At 64.0% G+C, this 19,844-nt stretch carries 16 protein-coding genes and 3 pseudogenes; 12 read left to right on the top strand and 7 right to left on the bottom strand.

Going from position 1 to position 19,844, the window contains the following annotated elements; translation table 11 throughout:
- Position 1: 1 nt before the first annotated feature.
- The 4 genes from WKW77_RS29765 to WKW77_RS35095 are packed head-to-tail and all read right to left on the bottom strand — an operon-like array spanning position 2 to position 1,848.
- Positions 2–331, bottom strand: a complete 330-nt coding sequence (locus tag WKW77_RS29765) for a metal-sulfur cluster assembly factor (RefSeq protein ID WP_340360494.1) — start codon at positions 329–331, stop codon at positions 2–4.
- Positions 328–765, bottom strand: a complete 438-nt coding sequence (locus WKW77_RS29760; RefSeq protein WP_340360493.1) for a hypothetical protein — start codon at positions 763–765, stop codon at positions 328–330. The genes WKW77_RS29765 and WKW77_RS29760 overlap by 4 nt, the downstream gene beginning before the upstream one ends.
- A complete protein-coding gene (locus tag WKW77_RS29755; RefSeq protein WP_340360492.1) occupies positions 762–1,409 on the bottom strand; it encodes a hemerythrin domain-containing protein in 648 nt (215 codons plus the stop codon). Before WKW77_RS29755 ends, WKW77_RS29760 begins: the two co-directional genes overlap by 4 nt.
- Before the next feature lie 25 nt (positions 1,410–1,434).
- On the bottom strand, positions 1,435–1,848 hold the full coding sequence (locus WKW77_RS35095; RefSeq protein ID WP_422823293.1) for a DUF5996 family protein: 414 nt from the start codon (positions 1,846–1,848) through the stop codon (positions 1,435–1,437).
- A gap of 55 nt (positions 1,849–1,903) precedes the next feature.
- Between WKW77_RS35095 and WKW77_RS29750 the strand changes: the two are divergent.
- Positions 1,904–2,304: pseudogene (locus WKW77_RS29750) on the top strand (chloride channel protein); the annotation flags it as partial.
- Between the two features lie 5 nt (positions 2,305–2,309).
- Positions 2,310–2,711 (top strand): annotated as a pseudogene (locus WKW77_RS29745) (IS630 family transposase); the annotation flags it as partial.
- Between the two features lie 306 nt (positions 2,712–3,017).
- On the opposite strand, the pseudogene zwf reads toward WKW77_RS29745, so the two are convergent.
- Positions 3,018–4,396 (bottom strand): annotated as a pseudogene (gene zwf / locus WKW77_RS29740) (glucose-6-phosphate dehydrogenase).
- Positions 4,393–5,052, bottom strand: coding sequence for an ROK family protein (locus WKW77_RS29735; RefSeq protein ID WP_340360491.1), 660 nt, complete (start codon positions 5,050–5,052; stop codon positions 4,393–4,395). The pseudogene zwf and the gene WKW77_RS29735 overlap by 4 nt, the downstream one beginning before the upstream one ends.
- Before the next feature lie 699 nt (positions 5,053–5,751).
- Here WKW77_RS29735 and rpe point away from each other — a divergent pair.
- From rpe to tkt, 5 genes are all read left to right on the top strand, one after another.
- Entirely contained in the window at positions 5,752–6,411 is a 660-nt protein-coding gene (gene rpe / locus WKW77_RS29730) for a ribulose-phosphate 3-epimerase (RefSeq protein WP_340360490.1), read from the top strand.
- Between the two features lie 116 nt (positions 6,412–6,527).
- Positions 6,528–7,553 (top strand): phosphogluconate dehydrogenase (NAD(+)-dependent, decarboxylating), encoded by a 1,026-nt coding sequence (gene gnd, locus WKW77_RS29725; protein ID WP_340360489.1) that lies wholly within the window; start codon positions 6,528–6,530, stop codon positions 7,551–7,553.
- Positions 7,543–8,265, top strand: coding sequence for an HAD family hydrolase (locus WKW77_RS29720; protein ID WP_340360488.1), 723 nt, complete (start codon positions 7,543–7,545; stop codon positions 8,263–8,265). The genes gnd and WKW77_RS29720 overlap by 11 nt, the downstream gene beginning before the upstream one ends.
- Entirely contained in the window at positions 8,262–9,356 is a 1,095-nt protein-coding gene (gene tal / locus WKW77_RS29715; protein WP_340360487.1) for a transaldolase, read from the top strand. The genes WKW77_RS29720 and tal overlap by 4 nt, the downstream gene beginning before the upstream one ends.
- Positions 9,357–9,375: 19 nt before the next feature.
- Positions 9,376–11,424: a transketolase gene (gene tkt / locus WKW77_RS29710; protein ID WP_340360486.1), complete on the top strand. Its 2,049-nt coding sequence runs from the start codon at positions 9,376–9,378 to the stop codon at positions 11,422–11,424.
- Between the two features lie 955 nt (positions 11,425–12,379).
- On the opposite strand, the gene WKW77_RS29705 is transcribed toward tkt, so the two are convergent.
- Positions 12,380–12,694: a hypothetical protein gene (locus tag WKW77_RS29705; RefSeq protein WP_340360485.1), complete on the bottom strand. Its 315-nt coding sequence runs from the start codon at positions 12,692–12,694 to the stop codon at positions 12,380–12,382.
- Between the two features lie 356 nt (positions 12,695–13,050).
- Between WKW77_RS29705 and WKW77_RS29700 the strand changes: the two genes are divergently transcribed.
- From WKW77_RS29700 to WKW77_RS29680, 5 genes are all read left to right on the top strand, one after another.
- On the top strand, positions 13,051–13,776 hold the full coding sequence (locus WKW77_RS29700; protein WP_340360484.1) for a TetR/AcrR family transcriptional regulator: 726 nt from the start codon (positions 13,051–13,053) through the stop codon (positions 13,774–13,776).
- A gap of 1,176 nt (positions 13,777–14,952) precedes the next feature.
- Positions 14,953–15,867, top strand: a complete 915-nt coding sequence (locus WKW77_RS29695; RefSeq protein WP_340360483.1) for an SMP-30/gluconolactonase/LRE family protein — start codon at positions 14,953–14,955, stop codon at positions 15,865–15,867.
- 52 nt (positions 15,868–15,919) lie between these two features.
- Positions 15,920–16,783, top strand: a complete 864-nt coding sequence (locus WKW77_RS29690; protein WP_340360482.1) for an FAD binding domain-containing protein — start codon at positions 15,920–15,922, stop codon at positions 16,781–16,783.
- 20 nt (positions 16,784–16,803) lie between these two features.
- Positions 16,804–17,295 carry a (2Fe-2S)-binding protein gene (locus WKW77_RS29685; protein WP_340360481.1) on the top strand — a complete coding sequence of 164 codons (492 nt, stop codon included), beginning with the start codon at positions 16,804–16,806 and terminating at the stop codon, positions 17,293–17,295.
- Positions 17,292–19,760, top strand: a complete 2,469-nt coding sequence (locus tag WKW77_RS29680) for a xanthine dehydrogenase family protein molybdopterin-binding subunit (protein WP_340360480.1) — start codon at positions 17,292–17,294, stop codon at positions 19,758–19,760. The genes WKW77_RS29685 and WKW77_RS29680 overlap by 4 nt, the downstream gene beginning before the upstream one ends.
- Positions 19,761–19,844 lie beyond the last annotated feature (84 nt).

The raw sequence follows: 19,844 nt of genomic DNA, 5'->3' as shown, positions 1-19,844 counted from the left end.
TTCACCACCCCATGAACCGTTTGGCGCTCGCGCTCATGCGGTCGGGCGTCCAGGGCGGTTCCCACACCAGTTCGATGCAGATCTTGAGATCGGCCGGGACGACCCTGTCGAGTTCGATTTCCGCGTCCTCGATGATGAGATCGATCACAGGGCAGGCGGCCGAGGTCATCGTCATCAACACATGTACGTTCACGGCGTCGATGGTGACGCCGTAGATCAGCCCGACATCGACGATGTTCATCGAGACTTCCGGATCGACGACGCGCGACAACGCGGCGCTGACGGGTGCACGCAGCGCTTCCGGCCCGTCGTAGGGAAAGGATGCGCTCATGTCGCCTCCTTGCCCCGGCGGCGCTCCGGGGCTCTGTCGACAAAGGCGATCGCGGAGAGCGCCTCCCGGTTCCGCGCGAGGTCTGCCGGCGTGTAGCGATCGAGAACCGCATAGAACGCCGCGACGGCCTCGTCCAGCACGCCACGCAGGCAGCACTGGCCGGTAATCCGGCATTCGCCGTCGCCTTCCTCGAAGCACATCTCCTCGTCGAGATGATGCTGCGGCGCGGCCTTGTCGAAGTAGCGCATGACGTCGCGGGCGGCCCGCCGCGCCTGCTCGTCGGCGCCCTGGCGCGCGACATGCGCGCACAGCCGCTCGAGCAGTCCGAGGGTGCGCTGCAGACGCTCATGGCAGGCTTCCATCATCGAGAACGGTTGTTCGGATCCGGCGGCCGCCGATGCGATGAGGGAGTTCAGGCGTGCGGAGGATGTCATTGGGTTTCCCTGTCGCCCATCGACAGGGAGGTGCCCGAGAAGGCTTCGAGCGCCGAGCCGACGCTCCCCGACTTCTGCAACTCGCCGACGATCTTCCTGAAAAGCGGCCGGTAGGCCTCATCGGCCCCGTAGCCGGCTAGCGGATCGCGGTTCGTCAGGAAAGCCGCGTCGAGCTGGGCCCAGTCATCGTCGCAGAGCACCGCCTCTGCCAGCGGCAGGATCTCGGCTTCCTCGATGCGCATGTGCTCGAGATAGAAGTCGGCGTACCGCTTCATCAGGTTCTCGAACTTGTCCCGCCGAGCTTCGCCCTGATCGGTACCGCTCATCATGCGAAAGCCGAGCAGTGCATGTTCGAGCTCGCGGATCGCGTGCTCGCCGCGTGCATGGTCGGCGTCGAGCCGATCGAGCACCGCGTCGGTCTGTGCGTTGCGCCCGCGCAGCTTGGGAAAGAGCAGGCGGCTTTCCTTGGGGTGGTGCAGCTTCTCGGGGAACTCGTCGGCGTAGAACAGCATGGCTTGCAGGGCATCGAAGTCGGGCAGGGTGTTGCGGCGTCGATGCCCGGCGAGGAGCAGGCTGATCGAGCGCAGCATCGCTGACAGGGCCCGATGCTCGCGACGGATGATGGCGAGGCTGGGGTGCGTCATGGTCCGTTCTCTCTGATGTCCAACCCTATCGCGGCCAAGGCATCGCCTCCTTGATTTGGAGCAAGCCATTGGAATCAAGATGCCTCGACAGCCGCCTGGCCGTGAATCGCCCTCGGCGTGGTCGCCACGCCATGCCGCAGTCCCGGCCCCGGTCCCAACCCGCAAGATCGGAAGCCGCGCGATAGCTCCCGGACAGGAAGTCCAGCACGACGGCATCAGGATCCGCGGCCGTGCGGACGCCGTCGCTAAGGCAGCATCCATTCGCCGAGCGTTTCGCTGAAGAAGGCCTCGCCCGGTCCAACAACGGCCTGCTCGAATCCGGGTGGGTCGGATAGGCATAGGAGAAGAACGCCGCGCTCGGATACACCTCGTTGCCGGGCCTGATGCCGGCGCTGCTCACTTCATGCGAGTAGGCCTCGCGCGTCACCGGGCCGGGCAGACCCGGGTAGCCGACCGGATGCCTCGGCGCCGGCCGGCCCGAGAAGCGGGTGACGGCCAGTTACAAGGTCGAGGACCTTTTTGGCAAGTTGCCGTTGCCCTGGATGTGGTGGCTCGCAATTTGCCGTCTCGCTGTCGTTATCGGCGGTTATCTGGAGCCGCGCGCGCTCGGCGTCGTCCTGACGTTGCTCAGTGTGAAAGCTGTCATCTGGGTGATCGCGCTTGTCTCGGGAACGTCGGGTAGCGTGCTGGCGCCGCTGCTGATGATGGGGGGCCGGCCTTGGTGTGGCGTTCGGGCAAGTGATCCCGGTCTGCGACCCCGATGCTGTGGGCGCTGATCTGTATGGCGGCCATGCTCGGTGGGGTTATGCGCGCACCGCTCACTACGACGGGCTTCGCATTCGGACTCACGCATGACAACAATGCTTTGCTGCCACTCCTGGCGACCACGGCCGTGGGCGGGTGCGGGCTGGGCGAATGCTGCTGGCGGGAAAGACCCCCGCGCAGACCGCAGCCGCAGTCGGCGCGGCGCGCCAGACCGTGTACACGTGGAAAGCTCGGCTGGACGAAGGTGGCATCGAGGCGTTGCGCGCCATGTCGCCGGGGCGTCCTGCGCAGTTGGATGCGCAGCAACTCGAGGACTTGCGCCGCGCGCTGTTGCAGCCGCCGACGGCGCACGGCTTTGGAACCGAGTTGTGGACGCTCAAGCGGGTGCGGGTGCTCATCGGGCGTCTGTATGGGGTGTCCTTCAGTGAAGTGCATGTCTGGCGCATCCTCGGCGCCCTGGGGTTCAGCCCGCAGAAGCCTGAGAAGCGGGCCATCGAGCGCGACGAAGATGCGGTTCGCAATTGGAAACGCAGCACAAAGATCAATAGAACGGGGAAGTTTCAAATGTTGGCGAGACCTGGCACCTTCGACGGTTGAAGCGTCGACCTCCCTTGTGCAGCGAAAACCGCCGGACGGCCGTGTTGGCGAGACGATTGGCTGCGCGCAGGCTTACAAGAGGGACAGGATCAGGACCGCGGCGAGGTCGGCCACGATAAGCCAGAGACGTCTAACACGGGGCATCGGCTGGTCCCTTTCGTTTGGCACGAGGAGAAGAGTGCGCTTGATTACTGAAAAAGTCGAATACCGGGGGACCGATGGCCTAGGACCTCGATCGTCATGGCTTCAGTTCACCCGCGGGTCGTGCCAGCCGGCGGGCGGCGTGACAGCCGCCACCTCTGCTGGCCCCCAGCTCCCCGGCCGGTAGGAATGGACTGGCGTACCGGCGCTCAGTACCGAATCGACCACGCGCCAAGCCTCTTCGACATAGTCCTCGCGTGCGAAAAGGGTGGCGTCGCCATGCAGGCATCGCCGAGCAGGCGCTCATAAGCATCCATCTCGCCGGCGCCAGGGCGATGGCTGGCCGTCATCTCGGTCGCCACGCTCTGGCTTTCGTCTTCGGGCCGCAACACATTCATGCCCAGCGCGATCGTCACGTCGGGGCTGATCCGCAGGCGCACGTGGTTCGGCAGCGGGCAGTGCGCTGCATAGATCGAGGGCGCCCGGCGGAGCCGGATCATCACCTCGGTGCACGTCACAGGGAGGCACTTGCCGGCGCGGATGTAGAAGGGCACGTCCTGCCAGCGCGGCGAATCGACATGCAGCCGCACCACGGAAAAGGTCTCGGTGGTCGAGTCGGCCGCAACGCCCGGCTCCTGCTGATAGCCACTGAACTGCCCCCGCACCACATCGCTCACCGTCAATGTGCGCGTCGCCTTCAGCACCTTCGCCTTTTCGTCGCGGATCGATTCGCTGTCAGTGCGCACCGGGGCTTCCATTGCGAGGTTGGCCAGCAGTTGGAACAAGTGGTTTTGCACCACGTCACGGGTGGCGCCCGTGGCGTCGTAAAAGACGCCGCGGCCCTGGATGCCGAAATCCTCCGCCATCGTGATCTGCACGCTCTGCACGTAGTTGCGGTTCCAGAACGGCTCGAACAGCGCGTTGGCGAAGCGAAAGTGCAGCATGTTGTGCACCGGGCCCTTGCCGAGGTAGTGATCGATGCGAAAGACGCGCGATTCGTCGAAGGTCTTGAGCAGGATCTGGTTCAGCGCGCGCGCCGAAGCCAGGTCTTGGCCGAACGGCTTCTCAATGATGACGCGCGCATCGCGGGTGCAGTCCGCCGCCGACAGTTGTTCGACGACCGCGCCGAACAGCGCCGGCGGGATTGCCAGGTAATGCGCCGGACGTTGCGTGGCACCGAGTTCGCGGCGCAGCGCGCGGAAGGTCGCATCGTCGGCATAGTCCCCGTCGACATATCGCAGCAAGGCGACCAGCTTCTCGAAGGCGGCCTGATCGAGCCCGCCGTGCTTCTCCAGGCTGTCGCGGGCGCGGGCCTGGAACTGCTCCAGATTCCAGCCAGCCTTGGCGACGCCGATCACGGGCACATCCAGGTGACCGCGCTTGATCATCGCCTGCAGCGACGGAAAGATCTTCTTGTACGCGAGGTCGCCAGTAGCACCGAAGAAAACGAGCGCATCGGCGGGAGCATCGGCTGCCCTGCTCATTTCGCAGCCCCCTCCCAGAGCCGAAAGCCGCCGATGAAGGCGTTGGAGTTCTCGCCAGCACGGCAGCCGGGCGGCAGCCCGTCCAGGTGCTTGACGTTGCCGCCACCGATCACCACGTCGTCAGGGTCGAGCGCCGCGACCAGCCGTTCGACCACGTCGGCGACGCGCTTGCGCCATTCCTTCTTGCCGTGGTGCTCCAGGGCCTGCTCGCCAACGTGGTCCTCGAAGGTTGAGTCCTTGTAAGGGAGGTGCGCGAGCTCCATCGCCAATACCGTGCCGCCCTCCAGGACCATCGCGGTGCCAAGGCCGGTGCCCAGGCCGAGGAACAGGAGCTTTTCATTCTTGAAGTCGCCGAGCGCTTGCATCGCTGCGTCGTTGATGATCTTGATGGGACGCCCGAAAGCGCCGGCAAAGTCGAAATCCACCCAGCCCTTGCCCAGGTTGTACGGCTCCCGCACCGGCCGGTTGTTCTTGACCACGCCGGGGTAGCCGATGGCGACGGCGTCATAGCTCCAGCCCTCGGCCATGGCCTTCACGCCTTCCACCATCTCGCTGGGCGTGATGGAAGGACCCGAATCCATGCGGCGCGCCTCGGTTTGTCCGGTCGCGAGAATCTTGATGTGGCTGCCCCCCACGTCGATTACGAGAACATTCATGTTGGCACCGGGAAGTGTGTAAGTGGTGCGATCGGCCCGCTGCCGAAAAGATCCCTGGGACCGGAGGCTCCTACCACCGAAAGTCTCAGCGCCGACGCGAAGCGGCGTTGACGCTGCGGATGCGTGTGAATGCGATGCGAGGCGTCAGTCGACCTGGGCTTTGTCGTGACCACGAGCCGCGATGGGCGACCGCGCTCAGCGCCCGATCCGGTCAAGCGCTGGTTTATCGCGGGCGGCTCTGACGAGCGATGGGTCGACATGACCTACGTCCCCCAGCTGAGCGGGCTTATCTTCCCGGTCGTGCCGGATGCGTGGAGCCCGCGTGTTGTGGCTCCGCCATCTGCGAGTAGATGAGCGCCGATCTGATGCTTGCGGCACTGAACATGGCGCTGCCGACAATCCTGTCGCATTCCCGCCGAGTGCCTACAAGCACGCCCCGCCGCAGGGCGGGTAATAAGGTCGGCTACCAGCGGTCCTTCAGAGCTCGAACTCCGAATGTCGAGTCACCGCCGATCAGCAGTTACAGGACGGGGCCATCTCGTTCCTCGGGTCTTCCGGTCATCTGCTCCGAAAGGTTGCCGCCATACACTCGATTCGAGGTTTTGAAGATCGCCCAAAGGGCAGGCGACAAGGCACTCCCGTATCGCGCCGATTGCACAGAGAAGGGTTGCGTGCTATACCATTCTGGTGAAGCGACTCGTGATCGCCCCTTCGATCCTCGCCGCGGATTTTGGTCGCCTTGCCGAAGAGGTGCATGCAGTTGACGCCGCGGGCGCCGACTGGATTCATGTCGACGTGATGGATGGGCGATTTGTCCCCAACATCAGTTTTGGGCCCGTGGTGATCGAAGCCGTCAGGCGAGCGACCGCCAAGCCGATCAACGTGCACCTCATGATCGTCGAGCCGGAGCGATGGCTCGGCGACATGATGCGGGCGGGCGCCGATCACCTGCTGGTTCAGTCGGAGCCCGCCTCCACCATTCACCTGCACCGCGTGCTGACGCGCATACGTGGTCTCGGCATGAAGGCGGGTGTCGTTCTCGATCCGGCCAGCCCGATCGCGTTCGTCGCAGAAGTCCTGCATCTGTGCGACATCGTGCTCGTGATGTCCGTCAACCCCGGTTTCGGCGGCCAAGTGTTCCTGCCCGAGGTGCTACCGAAGATTCGCGAGCTCCGCCAGTTGTGCACGGCGCGCGGCCTCGACCCATGGATCGAGGTGGACGGCGGCCAGGATGGCGCAAACGCTTGGCGAGCCGTCGATGCAGGTGCTGATGCGCTCGTCGCTGGATCAGCAATATTTGGCGCATCCGACTACGCATCGGCGATCGCCCAGTTACGCGCCTGCGCACCACCGCCGTAGCACCCGGGGGAACCAACCGCACGCACGCCATCTCCTATCGGAAGCGTGGTCGCCGTCTGGCATCGACACCTGCCATGGCCCCGTCGGCACGACGTTCGATCGAAAGGAGAACCACCATGCAGCTCGCGATGATCGGCCTCGGCCGAATGGGAGCCAGCATGGTTCGCCGGCTTCTCGCGAAAGGCCACGAGTGCATCGTCCACGACATGCAGCCAGCAGCCGTGGCGGCGCTGCAGAGCGACGGCGCGATCGGTGCGGCGTCGCTTGCGGAACTGATAGCGAAGACGGCGCGGCCGCGCGTCGTCTGGCTGATGGTGCCGGCCGCTTTCGTCGATGCCGAGATCGAACAACTGAAGTCGCTTCTCGCTCCGGGAGATGTCGTCATCGACGGTGGCAACTCCTACTATCGCGACGACATCAGGCGCGCCGAGATGCTGCGTGAGTTGGGCATGCACTACATCGACGTGGGCACAAGCGGCGGCGTCGCAGGCCAGGGCCGCGGCTATTGCCTGATGATCGGCGGCGTGCCCGAAGCAGTCGAGCGCCTGGTGCCGATTTTCGCTGCGTTGGCGCCGGGCATCGATGCGGCGCCGCGAACGCACGGCCGCTCGGGCGAGGCGGGCCCGGAGGAGCAGGGCTTCCTCCATTGCGGTCCCCCCGGTGCCGGCCACTTCGTCAAGATGGTTCACAACGGCATAGAGTACGGGCTCATGGCCGCGTATGCAGAGGGCCTCGGCGTTCTGAGGAACGCCAACGTCGGCAAGTGCGGCCGCGACTCCGATGCCGAAACCACACCGCTGCGCAACCCCGAGTTCTATCAATATGAGTTCAAGCTGCCCGAGATCGTCGAACTGTGGCGGCGGGGCAGCGTGATCGGCTCGTGGCTGCTCGACCTGACGGCGCACGCCTTGCGCAAGGACGCCGAACTCGCGGCCTACAGCGGCCGCGTCTCCGATTCGGGCGAAGGGCGCTGGACCATCGAAGCGGCGATCGACGAGGCCGTGCCGACCCCGGTGCTGAGCGCGGCGCTCTACCAACGCTTTACGTCGCGCGGAGAAGCCGTCTTCGCGAACCAGGTGCTCTCGGCGATGCGCAACGAGTTTGGTGGGCACATCGAGAAGAAATCCCAAGATGCGCAGTGAACAGGCCTTGGGACCGATGAACACCGATCTCGCTTTCCTCCTCGACGTCGACAACACCCTGCTCGACAACGACCGCATCGTTGCCGACTTGCGCGAGCATCTCGAGCGCGAGTTCGGTGTCGCCCGTTCCGACCGCTACTGGGCGATCTTCGATGCGTTGCGTGACCGACTCGGCTACACCGATTACCTTGGCGCCTTGCAGAGCTACCGTGCGGACGTGGAAGACAGCGATGCCGACGCCTATCGGCTGCTGTCGCTCTCGACCTTCCTGATCGACTATCCGTTTGCCCAGCGCCTGTATCCACGCGCCCTCGATGTCATCGCCCATCTCGGCCGTCTCGGACTGACGGTGATCCTCTCGGACGGCGACGTCGTCTTCCAACCACGCAAGGTCAAGCGCTCGGGACTTTGGGACGCTGTTGAGGGCCGGGTTGAGATCTACGTCCACAAGGAGCTGATGCTCGACAACGTCCAGCGCTGCTATCCGACGCGCCGCTACGTCATGGTCGACGACAAGCAACGTGTGTTGACGGCGATGAAGGGGATTCTCGGGGGGCGCCTCGTGACAGTCTTTCCGCGTCAGGGCCACTACGCACGTGACCCGGCGAACCTTGCCCGCTACCCTGCGGCCGACATCAGTGTCGATCACATCGGCGACTTGCTTGAGCCCGACTTCGAATCGCAGCTGCGCGCCATCCAGGAGATGACATGAATGCCAATACGAAAAAGCTGCAGGCCCTCGGCCAGAGTCTGTGGCTCGACAACATCAGTCGACAGATGCTCGATGACGGAACACTCGCGCGCTACATCCGCGATTTCTCGATCACTGGCCTGACCTCGAATCCCACCATCTTCGAGCATGCCATCGGCAAAGGCGTCGCCTACGATGAGCAGATCGCGACATTGGCGCGTGCCGGTCGCTCTGGCGAAGACCTCTTCACTCAGCTCGCGCTGAGCGACCTGGGGCGTGCCGCGGACTTGTTCAGGCCGGTGCATGACACCACCGGCGGCATCGACGGGTGGGTATCGCTCGAGCTTTCACCGCTCATGGCCGACGATGCCGACCAGTCCATCGACGCTGCGGCGCGCCTGCACGCGGCAGCGGCGCGGCCCAACCTCTACATCAAGATTCCGGGAACCAAGGCCGGCGTAAAGGCGATCGAGACATCCATCTTCGCCGGCGTGCCAATCAACGTGACGCTACTGTTCTCGCGTGAGCAGTACCTCGCCGCGGCCGAGGCCTATCTGCGCGGCATCGAACGGCGAATTGCCGCAGGGAAGAGCGCGAGGGTCGACTCGGTCGCGTCGCTGTTCGTGAGCCGCTGGGACGTTGCCGTGAAGGACCAGGTGCCGGCGGCGGAGCGCAACCGCCTCGGGATCGCGATCGCCCGCCGGACGTACAAGGCGTATCGCGAGCTCCTCCAATCGGCGCGCTGGCAAAAGCTCGCGGCCGCGGGCGCACGCCCCCAACGCCTGCTGTTTGGCAGCACCGGAACAAAGGATCCGGCCGCGCCGGACACGCTCTACGTCTCGGCACTCGCCGCGCCAAGCACCATCGACACCATTCCCGACAAGACGCTGCTGGCGTTCGCAGAGCACGGGAAGGTGGAAGCCACGATGCCGCTTGACGGGGGTGATGCGGAAGCAGTGATCGCCGAATTCCGTGTGCATGGCGTCGACGAAGCAGCGCTCGCAGAGCGGCTGCAGCAGGAAGGCGCCGATGCCTTCGCCAATTCGTGGAAGAGCTTGCTTGAGGGGATTGCCGACAAGTCGGCGATGCTGACCGGGGCGCCCGCCGCCTGAACGACTTGAGGCCATTCCCATGACAGACCCGCAAGACCGGCAATGCATCGACACGTTGCGCTTCCTTTCGGTGGACATGGTGCAGCAGGCCAATAGCGGCCACCCAGGTCTGCCGCTCGGGGCAGCGCCGACGGCCTACGTGCTATGGACGCGTTATTTGAAGCACCATCCTTCCAACCCGCTGTGGGCCGACCGGGACCGCTTCGTGCTGTCGGCCGGACATGGCTCGGCGCTGCTCTATGCGCTGCTGCACGTGACCGGCTACGACCTGTCTATCGAGGACATCAAGCGGTTTCGACAGTGGGGCAGCAGGGCGCCGGGACACCCGGAGCGCGGCCATACGGCGGGCGTCGAAGTCACGACCGGTCCGCTCGGACAGGGCTTTGCGAACGCAGTAGGCATGGCCATCGCCGAGGCACAGCTTGCAGCGCGCTACAACCGCGACAGCCACCGCGTGATCGATCACCGCACCTGGGTGATCGCCAGCGACGGAGACCTCATGGAAGGTGTCGCTTCCGAAGCGGCTTCATTGGCGGGTCACCTGAAGCTTGGCAAGCTCATCTGCCTCTACGACAACAACCTGGTCACGCTTTCCGCAGGCACTGACATCACCTTTTCCGAGGATCGCGGCAAGCGCTTTGAGGCCTATGGCTGGCAAGTGATGAATGTCGATGACGGCAACGATGTGCGGGCAATCGATGCGGCGCTCGCCACGGCCAGCGCCGACACGACGCGGCCGTCGCTGATCCTCGTGCGCACTCACCTCGGCTTCGGATCCCCGGAACAGGACAGCTTCAAGGCGCACGGCTCGCCGCTCGGTGCCGCCGACGTCAAGAAGACCAAGGAGGCGCTCGGCTGGCCGGTCGAGCCGTCCTTCCTCGTGCCCGCGCCTGCGCTCGCCCGTTTTCGCGAAGCGCTGGCATCAGGCGCGGCTGCAGAGCGCGACTGGAACGAACGCATGGCCGCCTACGGCGAGGCCTTTCCCGAGCTTGCGCTCGAGCTGCAAAGGCGACTGCGCGACGAGCTGCCGGCCGGCTGGGATACCGACATGCCGGTGTTCGCCGCCGATGCCAAGGGCATGGCAACGCGCGTTGCCGGCGGCAAGGTGCTCAATGCTTTGGCGCCGAGGTTGCCGGCGCTCGCGGGGGGTTCGGCCGACCTCGACCCATCGACCCACACCGCGATGAAAGGGCAGGGCGACTTCAACCCGCCGCTGGCCCCGAATCAGGACAGTGAGGGCTCCGAAGGCGGCGGCTGGAGTCACGCGGGCCGCAACATCCACTTCGGCGTTCGCGAGCACGCAATGGGCGCCATCGTCAACGGTCTGGCGGCGCACGGCGGCTTCATCAGTTTCGGCTCGACCTTCCTGATCTTCTCCGACTACATGCGCCCGCCGATCCGCCTGGCAGCGCTGATGGGCCTGCACGTCATCCATGTCTTCACGCACGACAGCCTTGCCCTCGGCGAGGACGGACCGACGCACCAGCCGGTCGAGCAACTCGCCAACCTGCGCGCGATCCCTCGCCTGACGCTGTTGCGCCCGGCCGATGCCAACGAGACCGCAGTCGCGTGGAAGATTGCCATCGAGGCGCGCGGCCGGCCCGTGCTGCTGGCACTGACACGGCAGGACGTCTCGACGATCGACCGCGGCCGATACGCGAGCGCCGAAGGCGTCCGGCGAGGCGCCTATGTCCTCGAGGATGCGGGCACAGCGCCGCCAACGCTGATCCTGATGGCAAGCGGCTCGGAGGTCGGCCTCATCCTCGCTGCGGCCGAGCGCCTCTCGGCCGAAGGTGTTGCGGTGCGCTGCGTATCGATGCCAAGCTGGGACTTGTTCGAGATGCAGCCTCAGAGCTATCGCGACGACGTACTACCGCCGCAGGTCACGGCGCGCCTCGCCGTGGAGCTCGGCGTGTGCCAGGGCTGGGACCGCTATGTCGGCACGCGCGGTGGCATGCTCGGTGTGAACCGATTCGGCGCGTCCGCTCCGGCGGAGGTCCTTCTGAATAAGTACGGCTTCAACGTAGACAACGTGGTCGCGCGGGCAAAGGCGCTCCTTGCGTCCTGAAATCCATTGTTCTTGCGTGCGGAGCGAAGTCGGGGCGCGACGTTTCGCTTTCGGAGGGAAGATCCATAGAGCGACACTGATGCGAATCAGGCTGAGCATCTTCCTGGCGGACGACATCAAGGTCATGAGGGACAGCCCGCTCGAGCCCGTCTTGATCAAAGTCGTCGATGTCTACCGCCAGCGGACCAACGACCGGTCAGCCTGGCTTTCGACCCGTTGCTTTCGGTGGAGAAGCCCCGGGGGACCGATCAGTCACCGCCCATGTCGACGTCGGCCCCGGAAACCGAGCGCCGGCCCCATGGACGACACATCTCGCCGGTCGAAAAGTTAAGGTCTCCACTGTCGTAAGACCGTTCTGCATTGCGTAAGGCGTCCTTACGGAGGGCGACGGACCTGCGGGTCAGTGCCCTTTCCTGACATCGAGTCGCCGAGCATTGCCGACGGCGCACCCCTCAGAGCAGTCTTGATCTGGTCGCCTGGGTGCGCGCCATGAGCAACGGACCTGTTGGGCGAGCGCACGCAGTAGCGCGGTAGCGCCTATGGTGCCGGCACGACGGTTCCACATACAGTTCCTTGGCCCGGAGCAGCGTTCCTCAGCGCCACATCGGCATCCTCTGAGGGCGCGGCCTGCTTGCCCATTTCAACGGTGATACGACTCGGATATGCGCCGGCTCTGGAAAGCGATGTTGATCGAACTAGAGCCCTCGGCCAGGGGGAGTCCTCCTAGGCTGGGGCCCTGAAGTCAGTTGGTGATCGCCAAACAGCTGCGGGTTGGCGCTGGCAGCAATCTGCCTTGATTGCGAAAACCCCGGCTCAGGAGAAGTGACGGCGCTGCTAATCGACCGTGTAATATGCGGCGCCTAACGTGGAAACCATCAAGTGCCAGTAGCCGCAGACTAAGGTCCACAGCGCACCGCAGGCGACCCGCACGTTTCGAAGCAATTTTCCCACCTCGTCAAAACTCCCGGGAGGCTTGTGGCTCGACGAGCACGGTGTTTTGCATGAATTGTGCGACCTCCTCCAGACGTGCAGACCGTGAAGCATTACCCCTCGGATTTGCGAGCTCGTCGATGCTTGAGGGCGAGCTGTGAACATCAAGATAGCCTGGTGCCGCTGCCAAGTTACGACGTGTGGCCGCCAAGCGGCGAATGGTGATGCTAGAGGTTCGCTGGCCGGCGTCGCCCGCCCCTTTGCTCTCGGACGTGGCGAGCACGCCGCTGCACTTCTCATGGAAGTCTTTGCGTTCAAAGGAGTGCGGCAGGAGGTTCATTCCGTATGTGTGCCAAATCCTAGCGACCAGTGCGGACGACTTGCCAGTCTGAAGGACGCGGAGTCAGGGATTTCTCGGGGTAAGCCCCAATGCCAGCGAATCAGTTAGTATCTGATCATACGTCTGATTCTTTTTTTTGGTGCCGATCGACGGGGCGCTGTTTCGCCGGTCAGCATGGCTGGCGAGGAAGTGGTGGCCGTGTGCAGCCCAGACGACGTCGAGGCCGGGGATTGTTGTGAGATAGGACCGCGAGACCATTTGTTCGTACCGCTCGTTCTAGTTTCCAAAGCCTCGGGAAACGAGCATGTGCGTGGCTTTGTCAAGCGCCGACTATATTAGTGAAGATGGCCGTTAAGATGCCCCAACCCATTGTCGTTCCCTCGAATACTCAGCGCGCGCGACGCGCCGCGCCGAAGACGATCGGCCGGCCCGTAGGCAGGAGCAGCGAGGAGACGCGGATCAAGATCCTCGATCACGCGGAGAGCCTGTTTGCCGACGAGGGCTACGACGGGAGTTCCATTCGCGACATCGCGGCACGAGCGGAGGTGCAGGCCGCTGTAGTGGGGTACCACTTCGGCAGCAAAGACGAACTCTTCGACACGGTGGTTAGGCGGCGAATTTCGCTGCTAAACGCGCAGCGGGAGCAACTTCTGGCCGAAGCACTAGCCTTACGTGGCAGTCGCCCGGTGCCGCTGGACGTTCTGGTCCGCTGTTACGTGAAACCGTTCGTAGAAGCGACAAGCCATGGTGATCCGGGCTGGCGCAAATTCGCCACCCTTATGGGTCGGCTCGCCAATTCACCTCGTGGCGTCGATGTGATCGAACGTCATTCAGACGGACTGGCACGTACCTACCTCGTGGAGTTCGCGCGTGCCTTGCCGAGCTTGCCGCCGGAGAGCCTTGTCGATGCGTTCCTCTACATGGTTTCAGCGATGCTGTTCGTCAGTGCCGGCACCGGCCGTTGGGAGCGCCTCCTGAAACGGCCACAATCACCGCCCCGAGGGGCCGAAGAAATTCTCGCGCACCTGGTGACGTTCGTGGTTGGCGGATTTAAAGCGCTTAGCACCGCTGCGCGCGACTGACGGGCGCGCTTGACGGGTCGAACGCTGGCACACCGACAAACCTGCGGATAGCGATCGCTCAAATGCGGGTAGTCCCGCGACCCGCGACTCGAGACATGCTGGCGCGCAGGAGCTTATCGCGCCACTCGGTCGAATGCCCTGTCCGCATCAATCTTCGCATCTGAGATTTTTGCCGCCGGCTGAGCGAGCCTGGCTTGCTACCTTCAGGCGGAACGGCCGGCCGAGTTCGCCCAATTCCTCGCACAGGACAGCAAGACCTGGGAAAAGCTTATGAAGGAACCAGACCACGGGGGACTGAGCCTTCGGTGCGCACGATTCAAGAACGCAGCACAACCGATAGCCGGTCGGTCCGACTCCTGTGAAGGTTTTCGCATGGACTGACGAAAGGCGCCACGGCATGTGTCGGGAGACGGCGCTTACATGCTATGCGGGCACCACTCGAGATGATCTACGACGGCGAATGGCTCCGGGTTGCGGTATGAGCTCATGGAAGGCGTGCTTTATTGACCCTGCGCCCGTGCGCCCGTGCGCCCGTGCGCCGCAGCGCAGCGGGTGACTGCCTGACAAAGAAGTTCGGTTGTCAATCTCGGCTCAATCTATTCGCTTGCTGGCTGCGCCGCAGGCGCTGACCTTTGGCGCTAGCACGGCCGGCCGTGGACATGCTGACCAATACGCTGGTTACTGGATGGGCGGCGATGAGCGCGTGGGTGAACCGTGAACCTAGGCTACGCAAGCACGCCACTGCTGCAGTCGCTTGATGCTTGCCGGCTGAATACGGGGGATGAGCCACTCCCGCGAGTACCCGCAACGGCGATGGAGACCGGGGTTCATCCCTGCGGCGAAGAGACGTGCACGGTCTTCGCCGACGTTTCGAATTGGCCGATCCCCGCCTCATCGCCCGGCGTCAGCGACTGGTGTGATAGCACAAGCCGTGGGGGTGCCTGCTCTGCCAGGGAGACCTCCTCGAATCCCTGGGCGCAGCCCGCAAATTTAGGCTACATGCAGGGGCAACGCGGAACCGTGGAACGGCGCGTGCTCACGTTAGCTCGGCAGTCACTCACGCGCGACGTTGGCTGCGAATGTTTCGCAGCCCGTTACTACCTAGGGAAAGCACCGATGAAAAAAACCCCCCTGTAATTCACCATACGTCTAATTAGTTTCACGAGCGAGGACCTGATGGCTTATACGATTGATTGCGTCATGCAATGCGCGAACCATCTGGGCGAAGGCCCGGTATGGGATGCCGACCATGGCCTGCTGTATTGGCTGGACTGCACGGGGCAGAGGGTTGGCAAGCCAACCGTCTGGCGATTCGACCCGCGAACTGGCGCGACTCGCAATTGGTCCCTTCAGCTCGACGTGGGCGCCATGGCGCTGCGCACGCGGGGCGGTGCGGTCCTGGCCGCTAGTGACGGCTTCTATTTCCTCGACCTCGAAAGCGGAGAGATCCAGCCCGTCAAGCGGATCGACACGCATGGCGGGCGAGTGCGGTTAAACGACGGCAAGTGCGACCGGCGCGGCCGCTTCTTCGCGGGCGGCATGGACGACGAAGAAGAGCTCGCGGTGTGTAGCCTGTACAGGCTGGACCCCGACCTGAACGTCGTCGAAGTCGACCGGGGAATCATCTGCTCCAACGGTCCGTGCTGGAGCCCCGATGATCGCACCTTCTACTTTGCCGACTCTTTCAAGCAAGAGCTGTATCGCTACGACTACGACATCGAAAGCGGCAGCCTGAGCAACAAACAACCCTTCGCGAGCACGAGCGCCGATACCGGCCTCGCCGACGGGTCCACGGTCGATGCTGAAGGCTGCATCTGGAACGCGCAGGTGATTTCGGGCGATCTTGTCCGCTACACACCCGACGGAAAGGTCGAGCGGCGAATTGGCATGCCGGTGCGCAACGTCACGAGCGTGATGTTCGGAGGGGACGATCTCGATGAGATCTACGTGACCTCGATGGGACGCGTGACGCACCCGAAGACTCATGAGCACTTTGCCGCGGAGTCGAAGCCCCAATTCGGGGCCGGCGCCCTGTTCCGGATCAAGGGGCTTGGCATCCGCGGTTTGCCGGAACCGAAGTTCGCGGGTTGATTGCGCGGTCAATCGCACCCGACCCTATCGTGGAACAACAGCAGGAGACGAGATGAAACCCGCAGCGTTCGAATACAGCCGGCCAGATACCCTCGAGGCCGCAATCGCGCTCCTGGCGCAGGGCGGACCTGACGCGAAGGTGCTGGCAGGTGGTCAGAGTCTTGTGCCGATGATGAATCTGAGGCTGGCGCAGCCACGTCTCATCGTCGACGTCAACCGTATCCCGGGACACGATTACATCCGCCGGGATCGGGACGAACTCGTCATCGGATTTCTCGCTCGTCATGAGGACGTCAAGCGGTCCGAGGTCGTCGGCGAGGCTTGTCCGCTGATCGCCGCCGCCTACGAGCACGTGGCGCACGGCACCATTCGCAATCGCGGCACGTTGTGCGGAAATCTCTGCCACGCTGATCCGGCGTCCGAAATGCCAGCCGTGATGCTGGCCACCGAAGCAACCATGGAGTTGCAAGGCCCGGCGGGTCTCCGGCATGTCCCGGCCGCACAATTCTTCCTCGGCTTGTACGAGACGGCCCTGGCAAGCGACGAGATGCTGGTGAGGTTGCGCATTCCTGTAGCGCCAAAAGGGCAAGGATGGGGCTTCCACGAGGTCAGTACCCGAAAGGGCGACTTTGCCTTTGTTTGCGTGGGGGCGCTGCTGACGCTGAAGGCCGGCCGCATCTCCACGGCGAAAGTCGCTGCCGCCGGCATCGGCACACGGGCGGTGCGGCTGGATGCCGTCGAGCGTTGGCTTATCGGCCAAGAAGCCAACCAGCAGACTTTCCAGCGCGCGGGTCGGGAGGCCTCCAGCAGCGTTGTACCGAGCGGTGACTCCATGGTACCGGCCGAGTATCGAAGCGAGTTGCTAGAGATCCTCACCCGCCGAGCCTTGGCAGACGCAGCCAGTCGCTCGAACTGAAACGATCCAGAGGAGCAGCCATGAAATCCGTAACGATCAACTTTCGCCTGAACGGCCGACAACGAAGCGTGGACGTGATCCCGCGTCTGCTATTAAGCGACTTTCTTCGCCATGACATGGGCCTGCCGGGCACACACGTGGGTTGCGAACACGGCGTCTGCGGCGCGTGCACGGTCATGCTGAACGGGCGGACCGTCCGCTCCTGCTTGACGCTCGCCGCTCAGCTGGACGGCAGCGACGTGCAAACCGTCGAGAGCCTGGGTACTGCCACCGCCATGCACCCCATCCAGCAGGCCTTTCACGAGGAACACGGCCTGCAGTGCGGCTTCTGCACCCCGGGCATGTTGATGGTCGCCAAAGAGCTGCTGGAGCGCAACGCCTCCCCAACCGAGGAGGAGGTGCGCGAGGCCATCTCCGGCAACCTGTGTCGATGTACCGGGTACCAGAACATCGTCGCGGCGGTGATGTCCGCCGCCGCCAAGCTGCGCAACACCAAAGAGGCAACATCATGAAGAGCCCCCATCTGGCTGATAACGTCATTCCGCCAAGCCGGCAACGCGAGCCGGCGCGCTCCAGCGCGAAGTGGATCGGAAAGAGCATGCCAAGGGTCGAGGACCCTAAGCTGCTGACGGGCAAGGGCCGCTACATCGATGACCTGAGCGTTCCCAACATGGCTCACGCGGCTGTGCTGCGCAGCCCATACGCCCACGCCCGCATTGTCCGAGTAGACACGAGCAGGGCTGAAGCCCTAGCCGGCGTCGTGCGCGTTGTCACCGGACGCGACATGAGCGAGGTCGCCGCCAGCGCGGTCTCCTTCGCGAGCCCGCCCATTACCCAGCACCCGATGGCCATCGACAAGGTGAGGCATGTCGGCGAGGTGGTGGCCGCCGTCGTCGCCGAGGATCGCTACATTGCAGAGGACGCCGTCGAACTGATCGAGGTGGAATATGAGCCGCTGCCGGTCAACAGCGACCCCGAGGTCGCGATGCAGGCAACCGGTGACGGCGTCATCCATCCCACTGAGCGTGAGTCGAACGTTGCCTACGACGAGACCTTCGACTGGGGCCCGGTGGATGAGGATTTCGCAAAGGCGGACCTCGTGGTGCGGCGGCAGATGGTGTGGGGCCGATCGGCGGGCACCCCCATTGAAACCTGCGGCGCCATTGCCGAGTACGACGACGCGAACGGCTACACCGTCACCAGCAACAGTGCCTTCGGCAACTTCATACCCTGGGTTATCGCGGGTTGCCTGAAGGTTCACCCTACCAAGCTCAAGCTCGTCGGAGTTACCAACGGCGGCAGCTTCGGCACCAAGGTGCTACTGCACAAGATCATCATCATGACGGCCGGCCTGGCGCGCCTTTCCGGGCGCCCAGTGAAGTACATCGAAGACCGCCTGGAGCATTTCCTGAGCTCCGATGGCCACGGCCCGGACCGCCGCTACGACGCGGAACTGGCTCTCAAGCGCGACGGCACCATGCTTTCGCTCCGGTTCAAGGTCATTGACGATTACGGAGCCTACTTGCACTTCAGCGTCGGCACAAACGGCAATCCGCTGGCCCAAGTGGTCGGTCCTTACAAGATCAACAGCGTGGGCATGCACCTGATCGCCGTGCTGACCAACAAGTGCCAGCAAGGTCCGTACCGCTGCTTCGGTGCGGAGTGCGGCAACTTCGTCATCGAACGCTTGGTTGATGTGGCGGCTCGCGAGCTCGGCATGGATCGAGAAGAGCTTCGGCTGCGAAACATGATCCAGCCCGACGAGTTCCCTTACATGATCCCGACGGGAAACATCTACGACAGCGGCAACTACCAGGCGGTGCTCGAAAAGGCGAAGGCGCTGATCGACCTGCCGAAATGGAAGGCCCGCCAAGCCGAAGCGCGCGCGCAAGGCCGCCGCGTCGGCATTGGGCTGGCGACCTGCCAGGAACGCAGCGTCTACTCGCCCACTGAATGGTGGTTTCTCAACCCCGTGAAGACCCCTGGCTTCACGCTGACCAGCGCGCCCGAGGCAGTGCAGCTGCGCATCGATGGTTCCGGACATTTCTATTGCCAGCTGCAGACCCCTTTCATCGGCACCAGCTCGGAAACCATGGTGACCCAAGTGCTGTGCGAGCAGTTCGGCGTCGCGCCCACGGACATCGCCATCGGCTACTCCGACTCACACACCGGCTTCAATGGCATCGGTGCCAATGGCAGTCGGTTCACGGTCATGATCGCAGGTGCATGTGTCACGGCATCGTACCGCCTCAAGGATCGGCTCAAGCGCTTCGGCGCGCACCTGCTGGAAGCGTCGGTCGGGGACGTGGAAGTGGCGGACGGCGCGGTGCGCGTCATCGGCACCGATCGCCAGAAGACGATCGCTGAAATCGCGATCATGGCCAATTTTTTCCGCAAGGCCTTCCCCGACACGCCCGAGTTCGACACTGGCCTTGAGACCACTGCCGTTTACGACCACCCGTTAGCCACGGAGCCGCACCCCGAGCGAAAGCACTTGGGCATCTTCTATCCCATCATGGGGCACCAGTGCCACATCGCCGTTGTCGAAGTAGACGAAGAGACCGGCCAGGTGAAGATCCTCGACTACGCCGCGGTGCACGACGCCGGTACCGTCGTCAATCCGCGAACGTTGGACGGCCAAGTCGTGGGCGGCACGGCCAATGGCATCGGCACGGCGTTGATGGAAGAGTTCATTTACGACGCCGAGGGCCAGTTCGTGAACGCGAACTTCGGGCAGTTCTGCCTGCCGTCATCGCATGACGTGCCGCACGTCCGCACGGCGCACTTGGAAACTCCCTCGCCGTTCACGGAGTACGGCATCAAGGGCGGTGGGGAGGGCGGCCGGATGTCGGCACCCGCAGTCTTGGCCAGCGCCATCGAGGATGCGCTTTCCCCCCTCGGCGTGGAGATCATGCAGATCCCAGTGCCGCCCCCGCGGCTGCGAGCACTCATCCGGAATGCCAGGAGCAAAGCATGAGCCAGCGCTTGACACCCGACCGCTACATGGAGGCGCGCGGAGGCCGTGCCGGCGCTTCCAGGACACACCTCTTTGCCGCGGACC

The organism is Variovorax ureilyticus (assembly GCF_037889935.1).
GTDB lineage: Bacteria > Pseudomonadota > Gammaproteobacteria > Burkholderiales > Burkholderiaceae_C > Variovorax > Variovorax ureilyticus.
Note: the sequence above shows the minus strand (reverse complement) of the source record. Positions and strands in the feature narration are given on the sequence as shown.

What these genes read in the sequence shown, in the direction of transcription:
- WKW77_RS29765 (WP_340360494.1), bottom strand. Translation starts at nt 331, where the DNA reads ATGAGCGCATCCTTTCCCTACGACGGGCCGGAAGCGCTGCGTGCACCC.
- WKW77_RS29760 (WP_340360493.1), bottom strand. Translation starts at nt 765, where the DNA reads ATGACATCCTCCGCACGCCTGAACTCCCTCATCGCATCGGCGGCCGCC.
- WKW77_RS29755 (WP_340360492.1), bottom strand. Translation starts at nt 1,409, where the DNA reads ATGACGCACCCCAGCCTCGCCATCATCCGTCGCGAGCATCGGGCCCTG.
- WKW77_RS29735 (WP_340360491.1), bottom strand. Translation starts at nt 5,052, where the DNA reads ATGAATGTTCTCGTAATCGACGTGGGGGGCAGCCACATCAAGATTCTC.
- gnd (WP_340360489.1), top strand. Translation starts at nt 6,528, where the DNA reads ATGCAGCTCGCGATGATCGGCCTCGGCCGAATGGGAGCCAGCATGGTT.
- WKW77_RS29720 (WP_340360488.1), top strand. Translation starts at nt 7,543, where the DNA reads ATGCGCAGTGAACAGGCCTTGGGACCGATGAACACCGATCTCGCTTTC.
- tal (WP_340360487.1), top strand. Translation starts at nt 8,262, where the DNA reads ATGAATGCCAATACGAAAAAGCTGCAGGCCCTCGGCCAGAGTCTGTGG.
- tkt (WP_340360486.1), top strand. Translation starts at nt 9,376, where the DNA reads ATGACAGACCCGCAAGACCGGCAATGCATCGACACGTTGCGCTTCCTT.
- WKW77_RS29705 (WP_340360485.1), bottom strand. Translation starts at nt 12,694, where the DNA reads ATGAACCTCCTGCCGCACTCCTTTGAACGCAAAGACTTCCATGAGAAG.
- WKW77_RS29700 (WP_340360484.1), top strand. Translation starts at nt 13,051, where the DNA reads ATGCCCCAACCCATTGTCGTTCCCTCGAATACTCAGCGCGCGCGACGC.
- WKW77_RS29695 (WP_340360483.1), top strand. Translation starts at nt 14,953, where the DNA reads ATGGCTTATACGATTGATTGCGTCATGCAATGCGCGAACCATCTGGGC.
- WKW77_RS29690 (WP_340360482.1), top strand. Translation starts at nt 15,920, where the DNA reads ATGAAACCCGCAGCGTTCGAATACAGCCGGCCAGATACCCTCGAGGCC.
- WKW77_RS29685 (WP_340360481.1), top strand. Translation starts at nt 16,804, where the DNA reads ATGAAATCCGTAACGATCAACTTTCGCCTGAACGGCCGACAACGAAGC.
- WKW77_RS29680 (WP_340360480.1), top strand. Translation starts at nt 17,292, where the DNA reads ATGAAGAGCCCCCATCTGGCTGATAACGTCATTCCGCCAAGCCGGCAA.